This is a genomic window from Pseudomonas avellanae BPIC 631, from assembly GCF_000444135.1.
GTDB lineage: Bacteria > Pseudomonadota > Gammaproteobacteria > Pseudomonadales > Pseudomonadaceae > Aquipseudomonas > Aquipseudomonas avellanae.
The window spans coordinates 30,490-43,689 of sequence record NZ_ATDK01000219.1 but is presented as its reverse complement, the minus strand read 5'-3'; the positions used below and the strand labels follow the sequence as shown (position 1 = coordinate 43,689).

At 58.2% G+C, this 13,200-nt stretch carries 11 protein-coding genes; 8 read left to right on the top strand and 3 right to left on the bottom strand.

Features of this window, described 5'->3' with window-relative positions:
• Positions 1-262: 262 nt before the first annotated feature.
• Entirely contained in the window at positions 263-1,009 is a 747-nt protein-coding gene (gene lpxH / locus DW49_RS0109135; protein WP_024420912.1) for a UDP-2,3-diacylglucosamine diphosphatase, read from the bottom strand.
• Entirely contained in the window at positions 1,006-1,509 is a 504-nt protein-coding gene (locus DW49_RS0109130) for a peptidylprolyl isomerase (RefSeq protein ID WP_005619581.1), read from the bottom strand. Before DW49_RS0109130 ends, lpxH begins: the two co-directional genes overlap by 4 nt.
• Before the next feature lie 207 nt (positions 1,510-1,716).
• On the opposite strand from DW49_RS0109130, the gene DW49_RS0109125 reads away from it, so the two are divergent.
• Positions 1,717-3,411: a glutamine--tRNA ligase/YqeY domain fusion protein gene (locus DW49_RS0109125; RefSeq protein WP_005619579.1), complete on the top strand. Its 1,695-nt coding sequence runs from the start codon at positions 1,717-1,719 to the stop codon at positions 3,409-3,411.
• A 19-nt stretch (positions 3,412-3,430) separates the two neighbouring features.
• Complete coding sequence (gene cysS / locus DW49_RS0109120; RefSeq protein ID WP_024420913.1) at positions 3,431-4,813, top strand: cysteine--tRNA ligase; 1,383 nt, start codon at positions 3,431-3,433, stop codon at positions 4,811-4,813.
• 195 nt (positions 4,814-5,008) lie between these two features.
• Here cysS and DW49_RS0109115 read toward each other — a convergent pair whose 3' ends face one another.
• Positions 5,009-6,862: a sigma-54-dependent Fis family transcriptional regulator gene (locus tag DW49_RS0109115; RefSeq protein ID WP_005619577.1), complete on the bottom strand. Its 1,854-nt coding sequence runs from the start codon at positions 6,860-6,862 to the stop codon at positions 5,009-5,011.
• 298 nt (positions 6,863-7,160) lie between these two features.
• Between DW49_RS0109115 and DW49_RS0109110 the strand changes: the two genes are divergently transcribed.
• The 6 genes from DW49_RS0109110 to DW49_RS0109085 all read left to right on the top strand — a co-directional run bounded on the left by DW49_RS0109110 (position 7,161) and on the right by DW49_RS0109085 (position 13,183).
• Positions 7,161-8,255 carry an ABC transporter ATP-binding protein gene (locus DW49_RS0109110; protein WP_024420706.1) on the top strand — a complete coding sequence of 365 codons (1,095 nt, stop codon included), beginning with the start codon at positions 7,161-7,163 and terminating at the stop codon, positions 8,253-8,255.
• On the top strand, positions 8,255-9,370 hold the full coding sequence (locus DW49_RS0109105; RefSeq protein ID WP_005619574.1) for an ABC transporter ATP-binding protein: 1,116 nt from the start codon (positions 8,255-8,257) through the stop codon (positions 9,368-9,370). The genes DW49_RS0109110 and DW49_RS0109105 overlap by 1 nt, the downstream gene beginning before the upstream one ends.
• The gene (locus DW49_RS0109100) at positions 9,363-10,229 is read left to right on the top strand and encodes a carbohydrate ABC transporter permease (RefSeq protein ID WP_002552729.1); all 867 of its coding nucleotides are present in this window, start codon (positions 9,363-9,365) and stop codon (positions 10,227-10,229) included. The genes DW49_RS0109105 and DW49_RS0109100 overlap by 8 nt, the downstream gene beginning before the upstream one ends.
• A gap of 10 nt (positions 10,230-10,239) precedes the next feature.
• Positions 10,240-11,040: a carbohydrate ABC transporter permease gene (locus DW49_RS0109095; protein ID WP_003376266.1), complete on the top strand. Its 801-nt coding sequence runs from the start codon at positions 10,240-10,242 to the stop codon at positions 11,038-11,040.
• A gap of 12 nt (positions 11,041-11,052) precedes the next feature.
• On the top strand, positions 11,053-11,325 hold the full coding sequence (locus tag DW49_RS0109090; protein WP_003376264.1) for a DUF2160 domain-containing protein: 273 nt from the start codon (positions 11,053-11,055) through the stop codon (positions 11,323-11,325).
• Positions 11,326-11,410: 85 nt separating this feature from the next.
• Complete coding sequence (locus DW49_RS0109085; protein WP_024421221.1) at positions 11,411-13,183, top strand: ABC transporter substrate-binding protein; 1,773 nt, start codon at positions 11,411-11,413, stop codon at positions 13,181-13,183.
• Positions 13,184-13,200: the final 17 nt, after the last annotated feature.

Below are 13,200 nucleotides of genomic sequence, written 5' to 3'. Positions count from 1 at the left end.
TGTGCTTTTTTACGCGATGGCACTGACGACGCCGATTGCGCCGAGGGGCGAAAAGGTGCCTCGAGCCGTAAACAAACATCGCTGACCTCGCCGAACCGCCGTGCGACGCAGAGCGCCACAAACACAAAGAGGACGCAGAGCGTCCAGAACGGCATGCCGACGCGGAGCGTCGGCACGATAGTCAGTTAGATTTGTGTCAGTTAGATTTTTGTCTAACGCTGAGCGCGGTGGAAATAATCATCAAAGCCCACTTTTCGGGCCGTCAATTCAGCAAAGCAACCGTCTCCGGCAAAAAATCGAACGAGCTGAGGCTCATGCCCTGTTCATCGACCTGCAGCACCCAGCCCTGACGGTCCCAGTCGCCCAGCACAATGCGCCTGGCAGCCTGGTCGCCGATCTGCAGCTTGTGAATCGCCGGACGGTGGGTGTGGCCGTGGACCAGCGTGCGGACACCGAACTGCTGCATGATCCTCGGCACTTCGTCCGGGGTCACATCGACAATGTCGTTGGCTTTCATGCGCGTCTGGGCGCGGCTTTCGTTGCGCAGCTTGCGCGCCAGCTTGTGGCGGGTGCTCAACGGCAGATGACGCAAGATGAACAACGTCAACGGGTGGCGCAGGTAGTGGCGCATCCGCATATAACCTTCATCGCGGGTGCACAGGCTGTCGCCGTGCATCAACAGCACCGGCTCACCGTTCAACTGCACGACGCTGGGGTCGCTCAACAGCGTGCAACCTGCTGCCTTGCAGAAACCCTTGCCGATCATGAAGTCGCGGTTGCCGTGCATGAGAAAAATTCGTGTGCCGCTGTCGCTCAGTTCGCGCAGGGCCTTGCAGATCGAAAGCTGGAACGGCGACATGGCATCGTCACCTATCCAGGCTTCAAAGAAATCCCCGAGGATATACAACGCTTCGGCCGTACGGGCACGGCCAGCGAGCAGAGCCAGAAACGCCCGGGTAATGTCCGGGCGCTCCTGCTCAAGGTGCAGATCAGAGATCAGCAGTATCACTCAACGATCTCGGCTTTCTCGATGATCACGTCTTCTACAGGTACGTCCTGGTGACCGGCTTTGCTGGCGGTAGGGACGCGCTTGATCTTGTCGACGACGTCAGTGCCTTCGATCACTTCGGCGAATACCGCATAACCCCAGCCCTGAGTGGTCTTGGCGCTGTGGTTCAGGAAGGCGTTGTCAGCCACGTTGATGAAGAACTGCGCAGAAGCCGAATGCGGCTCCATGGTGCGCGCCATCGCAACGGTGTACTTCTTGTTCGGCAAGCCGTTGTCAGCTTCGTTCTGGATGCTTGGGCGCTTGTCTTTCTTTTCTTTCATGCCAGGCTCGAAACCGCCGCCCTGGACCATGAAGTTACCGATTACACGGTGAAAAACGGTGTTTTCATAGTGGCCGGCGTTAACGTATTCGATGAAGTTGGCTACGGTCAGTGGCGCTTTTTCTGCGTTCAGTTGCAGAACGATGTCGCCGTGGTTGGTGGTCAGCTTTACTTTGGACATGTGGAAAGTCGCTCTCTAGTCATGCATGAGTGGGCATATTATGACCCTGACGCGCAGTTTACAGGCGAGGTAACATTTTTCAGCGTTTTTGCAGCTTTTATGACCTCAAATGTGCAGTCTGTTGTCAGGGGCTTGACAGCTTCGGCTATGATAAGCGCTTTGATTTAGTCGGCCTACCCTGGCCGCGCACGTATGTCCAAGGATCCTATGAGCAAGCCCACTCCAGAACCCGCTGCCCATTCAAAGGCAGGCCCAGCCGTACCGACCAACTTCCTGCGTCCGATCGTGCAGGCAGACCTGGACTCGGGCAAGCACAGTAAAATCATCACGCGCTTTCCGCCCGAGCCCAACGGTTATCTGCACATCGGCCATGCCAAGTCGATCTGCGTGAACTTTGGCCTGGCCAACGAGTTTGGTGGCGACACGCACTTGCGTTTCGATGACACCAACCCGGCCAAGGAAGACCAGGAATACATCGACGCCATCATGAGTGACGTCAAATGGCTGGGCTTCGAGTGGGCCGGTGAAGTGCGCTACGCCTCGCAGTATTTCGACCAGTTGCACGACTGGGCGGTCGAACTGATCAAGGCCGGCAAGGCCTATGTGGACGATCTGACCCCCGAGCAGGCCCGCGAATACCGTGGCACCTTGACCGAGCCGGGCAAGAACAGCCCGTTCCGTGAGCGCAGCGTCGAGGAAAACCTCGACCTGTTTGCGCGCATGAAAGCTGGCGAATTCGAGGACGGCGCCCGTGTACTGCGCGCCAAAATCGACATGGCCTCGCCCAATATGAACCTGCGCGACCCGATTCTGTACCGCATTCGTCATGCACATCACCACCAGACCGGTGACAAGTGGTGCATCTACCCGATCTACGACTTCACCCACGGGCAGTCGGATGCCATCGAGGGGGTCACCCACTCGATCTGCACCCTGGAGTTCGAAAGCCATCGTCCGTTGTATGACTGGTTCCTCGACAACCTGCCGGTGCCGTGCAAACCGCGCCAGTACGAGTTCTCGCGCCTGAACCTGAACTACACCATCACCAGCAAGCGCAAGCTCAAGCAATTGGTTGACGAAAAACACGTCAACGGCTGGGATGACCCGCGCATGTCGACGCTGTCGGGTTTCCGCCGTCGTGGCTACACGCCCAAGTCCATTCGCAATTTCTGCGAAATGATCGGCACCAACCGTTCCGACGGCGTAGTCGATTTCGGCATGCTCGAGTTCAGCATTCGTGACGATCTGGACCACAGCGCCCCGCGTGCCATGTGCGTGCTGCGCCCGCTGAAAGTCGTGATCACCAATTACCCGGAAGGTCAGGTCGAGAAGCTGGAGCTGCCGCGCCACCCGAAAGAAGACTTGGGCATGCGCGAGCTGCCGTTTTCGCGGGAGATCTACATCGATCGCGACGATTACATGGAAGAGCCGCCAAAAGGCTATAAGCGTCTTGAGCCCAACGGCGAAGTGCGTCTGCGTGGCAGCTATGTGATCCGTGCCGACGAAGCGATCAAGGACGCCGACGGCAACATCGTCGAGCTGCGTTGCTCCTACGATCCGGACACCTTGGGCAAGAACCCCGAAGGCCGCAAGGTCAAAGGCGTGGTGCACTGGGTGCCGGCGGCCGAGAGCGTTGAATGCGAAGTGCGTCTGTACGATCGCCTGTTCCGCTCAGCCAACCCGGAAAAAGCCGAAGACGGCGCGAGCTTCCTGGACAACATCAACCCCGATTCCCTGCAAGTGCTGACCGGTTGTCGTGCCGAACCTTCATTGGGTCATGCGCAACCGGAAGACCGTTTCCAGTTCGAACGCGAAGGTTACTTCTGCGCGGACATCAAGGACTCGAAACCCGGTCAACCAGTCTTCAACCGCACGGTCACGTTGCGGGATTCCTGGACCTGAGATGTCCGAGGGGCAGATAGTGCTTTCTATTTACAACACGCTCACCAAGAGCAAAGAAGTTTTCAAGCCGCTGGATGGCAACAAGGTGCGCATGTACGTCTGCGGGATGACCGTGTACGACTACTGCCACCTTGGGCACGGCCGCAGCATGGTGGCGTTCGATCTGGTTACCCGCTGGTTGCGCTTCAGCGGCTATGACCTGACGTATGTGCGCAATATCACCGACATTGACGACAAGATCATCAACCGTGCGCGTGACAACGGCGAGTCGTTCGACGTGCTGACCGCGCGCATGATCGATGCCATGCATGAGGACGAGGCGCGCCTCAACATCCTCAAGCCGGACATGGAACCGCGTGCCACCGACCATATCCCCGGCATGCATGCCATGATCCAGACGCTGATCGACAAGGGCTATGCCTACGCGCCGGGCAACGGCGATGTGTATTACCGGGTCGGCAAGTTTCAGGGTTACGGCAAGCTGTCGCGCAAGAAGATCGAAGACCTGCGCATCGGCGCGCGCATCGAGGTGGACGAGTCCAAGCAGGATCCGCTGGACTTCGTGCTCTGGAAAGGCGTCAAGCCCGGCGAGCCGAGCTGGGAGTCACCGTGGGGTGCGGGTCGCCCGGGCTGGCACATCGAATGCTCGGTGATGTCCACCTGCTGCCTGGGGGATACTTTCGACATTCATGGCGGCGGCAGCGATCTCGAGTTTCCGCACCATGAAAACGAAATCGCCCAGAGCGAAGCGGCCACCGGCAAGCCTTACGCCAACGCCTGGTTGCACTGCGGGATGATCCGCATCAATGGCGAGAAGATGTCCAAGTCCTTGAACAACTTCTTCACCATTCGCGACGTGCTGGAAAAATACCACCCGGAAGTGGTGCGTTACCTGTTGGTGTCGAGCCACTACCGCAGCGCCATCAACTATTCCGAAGACAGCCTGCGTGAGTCCAAGGCAGCTCTGGAGCGCTTCTATCACGCGCTCAAAGGCTTGCCGGCTGCCGAGCCTGCAGGTGGCGAGGCGTTCGTCGAGCGTTTCACTGCCGCGATGAACGATGACTTCGGTACACCGGAAGCCTGCGCTGTGCTGTTCGAGATGGTTCGTGAGATCAACCGCCTGCGTGAAACTGACGTCACGGCAGCGGCGGGTCTGGCGGCGCGTTTGAAGCAACTGGCCAGCGTGCTGGGTGTGTTGCAACTGGAAGCCGACGACTTTTTGCGCGCCGGCGCGCAAGGGCGAGTGGATGCAGCAGAGGTAGAAGCACTTATTCAGGCGCGTCTGGCAGCACGTGCAGCCAAAGACTGGGCCGAGTCCGACCGAATCCGCGACCAGATCACCGCCATGGGCGTGCTGCTGGAAGACGGCAAGGGCGGCACGACCTGGCGTCTGGGAGACTGATTAGATAAGGCAGCCTGAACTCCGCAGTGGCTTGCACTGGGTGACGCGGAGCGTCCAGAACAGCATGCCCACGCGGAGCGTGGGAACGATAAAGGACTATCCCTGAAACACTATCGTGCCCATGCTCCGCGTGGGCATGCTGTTCTGGACGCTCCGCGTCCGATCTTCGATGTGCGGCCTGCCGAGCGTCAAAAGCTAAACAATCCGCTGTTCCCGCAACCGCTTGTACAGCGTATTACGGCTCACCCCCAGCTGTTTGGCCAGCAGTGAAATATTTCCGCCCGCCGCCTGCAGCTGGTGGCTCAGGTCTTCCGTCGATGACTGTCGGTAGGGTGATTGACGGGCTTGCACCGGCTCCCGGCATTCCTCATCCATGCCCATATCCAGCAGAAAGTCCTCCGGTAGGTGTTCGGCACTGATCGGCTGCTCGTCCGCCAATGCCAGTGCCACCTGAATCACGCTGTTGAGCTGGCGAATATTGCCCGGCCAGGGGTGATGTTCAAACAGCTCAAGCACCTCTCGGGAAAACCCCGTCCGTTGATGCGCGTCGCGATGCCGTTCCCAGATACGCTGGATGAGTGCATGTTTGTCGGTGCGCTCGCGCAACGGCGGTAACTCGATGTTGAGCCCGCTGATTCGATAATAAAGGTCCTGACGAAAATGCCCGGCCTGCACCTGATCACGCAGGGTTCGGTTGGTGGCGGATATCAAGCGTATGTCCACCGGATACAACTCGCTGCTGCCCAGTGGTTGAACGCAGCGCTCCTGCAACACCCGCAGCAACCGCGCCTGTACCGGCATCGGCATGTCGCCGACCTCATCGAGAAACAGCGTGCCTTTATGGGCCTTGCGTATCAGCCCGATGCTGCCTTTCTGGTTTGCACCGGTAAACGCGCCCCTCTCGTAGCCAAACAGCTCGGCCTCGACCAGCTCGGCCGGAATTGCCGCGCAGTTCACGGCGATCAGTGGCTCGTTGGCGCGTGAGCCGGCCTGGTGCAGTGCTTTGACGAACACCTCTTTGCCAACCCCGGTTTCCCCGTGGATCAGCAGCGGTATGTCTTTTTCCAACAGGCGCTGCGCCTGGAGCACGGCTTTTTCGATTTTCGCATCGCCAAGGCTGATCGCTTCCAGGTCAAGGCTTCGTGGCGCAACAGGCGCCTGAACGGGCTGAACGCTGTGTAGCTTGAGCGGCTTGCGAGTCGGACGCTTGAGCAGGCATTGAAAGCGGTTGTTGCCAAACGCATGCAGCGCGAACGGACGTGCTTCCGTCTCGCTCAGCAGTTGCAGAATCGGGCACTTGAACAGCGTCTCGATGTTGACCCCTGAAAGCCGGGTGCCCAGTAAATTGTCGGCGCGGCGATTGGCGCAAAGAATCCGGCCGCTTTCGTCGAAAATCAGCAGGCCTGCCCACTGGCTGTCGAGGTTGTTCAGGCCTGTATTGAAGATCAACTGGAAATGCGTGTCGCGGAACTGATCGAGGATCAGGCGGTTTTCCACCGACTGGCTCATCATCTTGACCATGCCTAGCGTGTGCGAGGGGGGCAGGAAGCTGTCACTCGATACATCCAGCACGGCAATGATGCGCCGATCGGCATCGAGGATCGGCGAAGCAGAGCCGGTCATGAACCGGTTGGCTTTGAGAAAGTGTTCGTCCGGCTCGATATGAATCGCCTGCTCGCAGGCCAGCGCCGTGCCGATGGCGTTGGTGCCGGTGCCACGTTCGCTCCAACTGGCCCCGGCCATGAAGCCCTGGGTTTGCGAAGCCTCGACGAAACGCTGATTGCCCCACGATTTGAGCAACTGGCCATGAGTGTCGGCCAGCATGATCAGGCAATTGGAGTTGCTGAGGATGTTTTCATAGACCGGCAACACCTCCTGATGGGTGGTTTGCACCAGCCCGTGATGGCGTTCCAGCAGTCGGGAGACTTCTGCGCCCGGCAACTGGCCGAACGATGGGCGCGTCTGGTGGCTGAGACCGAAGTCCCGGCAGCGAGTCCATGAATCCTGAATGATGATGTCGTGAGCAAGCGAAGCGCTGGGTTGAGACATGAGGATGCCTGCGAATGTGACGTATTGTTTTTGTTTTTAGGTCCCGTCGGCGTGACCATCCTTGCCCGCAACGTCCGCCCAGTGTCGTTCAGATTCGCTCAAAGTCAATGTTCATTTTGTTCAAGTGTTCAATATTTCTGTTCATTTTTGTTCAGCTGCGAAACTCGTTTGACGCCGTAAAACCGGGCGAATGCTCTGGCTCGGGCTTCTGCACCAAAGTGCCAGAACTGGCACGAATGTCGCTATCTGCAAAGTGTCACGCATTTACCCTTATGAAAAAAACAACAAAGGGCACGCCATGTCACTCACGCTGGAGCATGTCAGTCGCACAGTCGATGGCCAGATCTGGATCGACGACGCTTCCCTGAGCTTTGAGCCAGGATCATTTAACGTTCTGCTGGGGCGAACCCTGTCAGGCAAAACCAGCCTGATGCGCCTGATGGCCGGGCTGGACAAGCCCGACAGCGGGCGAGTGCTGATGAACGGGGTCGATGTCACACAACGACCGGTTCGTCTGCGCAACGTCTCGATGGTTTATCAACAGTTCATCAATTACCCCAGCATGACGGTGTTTGAAAACATCGCATCGCCGCTGCGCCAGGCGGGTCTGTCCAGGGACGTGATCCAGAGTCGGGTGCAGGAAACCGCGAAGATGCTGCGCATCGAAAAATTCCTGCAACGCCACCCGCTCGAATTGTCTGGCGGACAGCAACAGCGCACGGCAATGGCCAGGGCGCTGGTCAAGGATGCCGAGCTGATTCTATTCGACGAGCCGTTGGTCAACCTCGACTACAAGCTGCGCGAAGAGCTGCGCCAGGAGATGCGCGAACTGTTTGCAGCTCGCCACACCATTGCCATTTACGCCACCACCGAGCCCAACGAAGCGCTGGCGCTGGGCGGGACCACGACCATCCTGCACGAAGGCCGGGTGGTGCAGAGCGGCAAGACCCCCGAGGTTTATCACCGGCCAGCCACCGTATTGGCGGCCGAGTTGTTCTCCGAGCCGCCGATCAACCTGATGCCGGGGCGCATTGAAGGCAACGAGGTCAGTTTCGCCAACTTCGTGCATTTCCCGCTCAACGTTGATTTGCGTGCCGTTGGCGATGGCGAATACCGCTTCGGCGTGCGCCCCAGCCACCTGAGTCTGGTGCCCTCCAATGATGACGATCTGGAACTGGCCGTTACCGTGGAGCTGGCTGAAATCAGCGGTTCGGAAACCTTCCTGCATGTGCGCAACGAGTTGTTCTCGCTGGTCCTGCATTTGCCCGGCGTGCATGCCTACGACGTTGACGCATCGATTCGGGTGTACATCCCTACTCATAAATTATTTGTATTCGATCAGCAGGGCGGCCTGATTCAGGCACCGGGCCTGCGTATGGCGAGGGTTGCCTGATGGCCGAGATTCGATTGCAGAACCTGGCGCACAGCTACAGCGCCAACCCTGGCCCCGAGGATTACGCGATCCGGGAAATGAGCCACATCTGGGAGCAGGGTGGTGCTTATGCGCTGCTCGGGCCGTCCGGTTGCGGCAAATCGACGTTGCTCAACATCATCTCGGGTTTGCTCAGCCCGTCTCAAGGGCAGGTGCTGTTCGATTCAAAAGTGGTCAACGAGCTGCCGCCGGAGCGCCGCAACATCGCGCAGGTTTTCCAGTTTCCGGTGATCTACGACACCATGACCGTGTTCGATAACCTGGCCTTCCCGCTGCGTAATCAGGGCATGGACGAGGCGCGGATTCTCACCAAGGTCAACGAGATCGCCGACGTACTCGACTTGCAACCGCTGCTTAAAAAGAAAGCGCGCAACCTGAGTGCCGACGAAAAGCAAAAGGTCTCGATGGGCCGCGGCCTGGTGCGTGATGACGTGTCGGCGATCCTTTTCGACGAGCCGTTGACGGTCATCGACCCGCATTTGAAGTGGAAGCTGCGCCGCAAGCTCAAGCAGATTCACGAGCAGTTCAACATCACCATGGTCTACGTCACCCACGATCAACTGGAGGCTTCGACCTTCGCCGACAAGATCGCGGTGATGTATGGCGGGCAGATCGTGCAGTTCGGCACACCTCGCGAACTGTTTGAAAAGCCTTCGCACACCTTTGTCGGTTATTTCATCGGCAGCCCGGGCATGAACCTGATCGACGTCACGCCGCAGCCGGGTGGGGTCGGTTTTGCCGACATCCGTTTGCCGCTGTCTGAATCGCTGCAGCACAAGCTCGCCAATACCTCGTGGAAAAGTCTGAAGGTGGGCATTCGCCCGGAGTTCGTGCACGTCTGGGACGGGCCTTACGACGACGCTATGTGTGCTGACGTGACCTACGTCGAAGACTTGGGAACGTACAAGATCATCACCCTGAAACTGGCCGGCCAGTTGCTGAAAGTGCGTCTGCAGGAAGACAAGCCGGTGCCGCAAGGTCAGGCCTGGATCAGTTTTCCGGGGCAATGGCTGATGCTGTACGCCGACGATTACCTGCTTGAAGCCGGTCCTGCGAGTGAGGTGCCCCATGCGTAAGGTGCAGAACAACAAAGCCTGGTGGCTGGTGATGCCGGTGTTTCTGCTGGTGGCCTTCAGCGCAATCATTCCGATGATGACCGTGGTCAACTATTCGGTGCAGGACATCTTCGATCAGTCCAGCCGCTACTTCGTCGGCACCGACTGGTTCAGGCAGGTCTTGCAGGACCCACGTCTGCACGATTCGCTGTTGCGCCAGTTCATCTACTCAGGCTGCGTGCTGCTGATCGAGATCCCGCTGGGCATCGCGATCGCCCTGACCATGCCCACCAAAGGCCGCTGGTCGTCGCTGTGCCTGATCGTGATGACTATTCCGTTGCTGATTCCGTGGAACGTGGTCGGCACTATCTGGCAGATCTTCGGCCGTGGCGACATCGGTTTACTTGGGTACACGCTGAACAACGTGCTGGGCATCAACTACAACTATGCCGCCAATGCCTCGGACGCCTGGGTGACGGTGCTGGTCATCGACGTCTGGCACTGGACCTCGCTGGTCGCGTTGCTTTGCTATTCGGGGCTGCGGGCCATTCCGGATGTTTACTATCAGGCGGCACGGATCGATCGCGCGTCGGGCTGGGCCATCTTCCGGCATATCCAGTTGCCAAAAATGAAGAGTGTGTTGCTGATCGCGGTGATGCTGCGCTTCATGGACAGCTTCATGATCTACACCGAGCCGTTCGTGCTCACCGGTGGCGGTCCGGGCAACTCCACGACGTTCTTAAGTCAGACCCTGACCACCATGGCGCTCGGTCAGTTCGACCTGGGGCCTGCGGCGGCGTTCTCGCTGGTGTATTTCCTGATCATTCTGTTGGTGTCATGGGTGTTCTACACCGCCATGACTCACAGCGAAAAGAATTGAGGGGCTGGTCATGAGTCTGCGCAAAATAATACCGCTGTGGATTTACCTGCTGTTCCTGCTGGTGCCGATCTACTGGCTGGTCAACATGTCGTTCAAGACCAATACCGAGATTCTCGGCGGGCTGACGTTGTGGCCGCAGGATTTCACCCTGGCCAACTACAAGGTGATTTTCACCGACGAGAGCTGGTACAGCGGCTATCTTAATTCGCTGTATTACGTGTGCCTGAACACGGTGATATCGCTGAGCGTCGCATTACCGGCAGCCTACGCGTTTTCACGCTATCGTTTTCTCGGCGACAAGCACCTGTTCTTCTGGCTGCTGACCAATCGCATGGCACCACCGGCGGTGTTTCTGCTGCCGTTTTTCCAGCTGTATTCGTCCATCGGGCTGTTTGATACGCACATTGCCGTCGCTTTGGCGCATTGCCTGTTCAACGTCCCGCTGGCGGTATGGATTCTGGAGGGCTTCATGTCCGGCGTTCCGAAGGAAATCGACGAAACGGCCTACATCGACGGTTACAGTTTTCCCAAGTTCTTCGTGAAGATTTTCATCCCGTTGATTGGCTCGGGAATCGGTGTCACGGCGTTTTTCTGCTTCATGTTTTCCTGGGTCGAGCTGTTGTTGGCGCGCACCCTGACATCGGTCAACGCCAAACCGATTGCTGCGGTGATGACCCGTACGGTCTCCGCATCCGGTATCGATTGGGGCGTGCTGGCAGCGGCGGGGGTGTTGACCATCCTGCCGGGCATGCTGGTGATCTGGTTTGTTCGCAACCACGTGGTCAAGGGCTTTGCTCTTGGTCGTGTCTGAGGAGTCGAGAAAATGGAGTGGATGTCCTGGACACTGCCGACTGCGGCTTTCTTTATCAGTATCGGGTTGTTGCTGGTGGGTATGACGGTATGGGAATTGCGCTCGGCGAGCATTGAGCGCCGCGGTTTCCTACCGATTGTCACCACGCGTGGCGACCGCTTGTTCATTGGCCTTCTGGGCAGCGCCTACCTGCATTTGCTGGTCATTGGTGTGACTGACTGGAATATCTGGGTCGCTTCAGGGATCTCCCTGGTGTGGCTTGTGGTGGTGATGCGTTGGGGTTAGGCGGCGGTCGGGCGTGATCATCAACGTGATCCGCTCGGCAGTATTCGAAAAGCGGGACTACATAAAAGCAACATTGGAGATGACTATGTTCAATAAGAAAAACAAGCTGCAACATAGCGTGACGCTGGCAACCATGATCATGCTCAGCGGATTGAGTGTTTCAGCCTGGGCGGATCAGTACGAAGATGCGGCGAAGAAGTGGGCGGCCAGTGAGTTCAAGCCGAGTACGCTTTCCGATGCCGAGCAATTGAAAGAGCTTGAGTGGTTCATCAAGGCTGCCGAACCGTTCCGTGGCATGGATATCAAAGTGGTGTCGGAAACCCTGACCACCCACGAGTACGAGTCGAAAACCCTGGCCAAGGCGTTCACTGAAATCACCGGCATCAAAGTCACCCACGACCTGCTGCAGGAAGGTGATGTCATCGAGAAGCTGCAAACGGCCATGCAGTCTGACAAGAGCATCTATGACGGCTGGGTCAACGACTCGGACCTGATCGGTACGCACTTTCGCTACGGCAAGGCCATGTCTCTGACCGATCTGATGGCCAGCCCTGAAGGCAGCAAAGTCACGTCTCCAACCCTGGACCTGAAAGACTTCATCGGCACCTCGTTCACCACCGCGCCGGACGGCAAGCTCTATCAACTGCCCGACCAGCAATTCGCCAACCTGTACTGGTTCCGTGCCGACTGGTTCGAGCGTCCTGACCTGAAAAAGAAATTCAAGGACAAATACGGCTACGAGCTGGGCGTTCCGGTCAACTGGTCGGCTTATGAAGACATCGCCAAATTCTTCAGCGAAGACGTCAAGGAGATCGACGGCAAGAAAGTCTTCGGGCACATGGATTACGGCAAGAAAGACCCGTCGCTGGGCTGGCGTTTCACCGATGCCTGGTTCTCCATGGCGGGCAGCGGCGACAAGGGCTTGCCTAATGGTCTGCCGGTGGACGAGTGGGGCATCCGCGTCGAGGATTGCCATCCGGTCGGCTCCAGCATCACCCGCGGTGGCGACACCAACGGGCCTGCGGCGGTCTTCGCCACTCAGAAATACATCGATTGGCTGAAAGCCTATGCACCGCCGGAAGCGGCAGGCATGACCTTCTCCGAATCCGGCCCGGTGCCTTCGCAGGGTAACGTTGCGCAGCAGATCTTCTGGTACACCGCCTTCACTGCCGACATGACCAAGCCGGGTCTGCCGGTCATGAACGCCGATGGCACGCCGAAATGGCGCATGGCACCGTCGCCAAAAGGCCCTTACTGGAAAGAAGGCATGAAGCTGGGCTATCAGGACGTGGGTTCGTGGACCTTCCTGAAGTCTTCCGACGAGAAAAAACGTCTGGCGGCCTGGCTGTATGCGCAGTTCGTGACATCGAAAAGCGTTTCGTTGAAGAAAACCATCGTCGGCCTGACGCCGATTCGCGAGTCGGACATCAACTCCAAGGAGATGACCGCACTGGCACCGAAACTGGGTGGTCTGGTGGAATTCTATCGCAGCCCGGCGCGCATTCAGTGGTCGCCAACCGGCACCAACGTGCCTGACTATCCGAAGCTGGCGCAACTGTGGTGGAGCCACGTTGCCGAGGCGGTCACTGGCGAGAAGACCGCGCAGCAGGCGCTGGACGGTCTGGCCAAGGATCAGGATGCAATCATGACGCGCATCGAGCGTTCCAAGGTGCAGGAAGCCAGCAAATGTGCACCGAAGATGAATCCTGAGACGTCGGCCGAAGAATGGTATTCCAAGGCTGAGAAAAGCGGTGGCAAGTTCCTCGCGCCACAACGCAAGCTGGCCAACGAGAAACCGAAGGGCGAAACCATCGCCTACTCCGACCTGCTGAAAAGCTGGGAAGCCGGCAAGAAGTAAGGTGTTGAAGAGGTAAC

Excerpts from the sequence above, each read along its gene's own strand:
- DW49_RS0109115 (WP_005619577.1), bottom strand. The coding sequence starts at position 6,862 with ATGTCTCAACCCAGCGCTTCGCTTGCTCACGACATCATCATTCAGGAT.
- DW49_RS0109100 (WP_002552729.1), top strand. The coding sequence starts at position 9,363 with ATGCGTAAGGTGCAGAACAACAAAGCCTGGTGGCTGGTGATGCCGGTG.
- DW49_RS0109130 (WP_005619581.1), bottom strand. The coding sequence starts at position 1,509 with ATGTCCAAAGTAAAGCTGACCACCAACCACGGCGACATCGTTCTGCAA.
- DW49_RS0109090 (WP_003376264.1), top strand. The coding sequence starts at position 11,053 with ATGGAGTGGATGTCCTGGACACTGCCGACTGCGGCTTTCTTTATCAGT.
- DW49_RS0109085 (WP_024421221.1), top strand. The coding sequence starts at position 11,411 with ATGTTCAATAAGAAAAACAAGCTGCAACATAGCGTGACGCTGGCAACC.
- DW49_RS0109125 (WP_005619579.1), top strand. The coding sequence starts at position 1,717 with ATGAGCAAGCCCACTCCAGAACCCGCTGCCCATTCAAAGGCAGGCCCA.
- DW49_RS0109095 (WP_003376266.1), top strand. The coding sequence starts at position 10,240 with ATGAGTCTGCGCAAAATAATACCGCTGTGGATTTACCTGCTGTTCCTG.
- DW49_RS0109105 (WP_005619574.1), top strand. The coding sequence starts at position 8,255 with ATGGCCGAGATTCGATTGCAGAACCTGGCGCACAGCTACAGCGCCAAC.
- DW49_RS0109110 (WP_024420706.1), top strand. The coding sequence starts at position 7,161 with ATGTCACTCACGCTGGAGCATGTCAGTCGCACAGTCGATGGCCAGATC.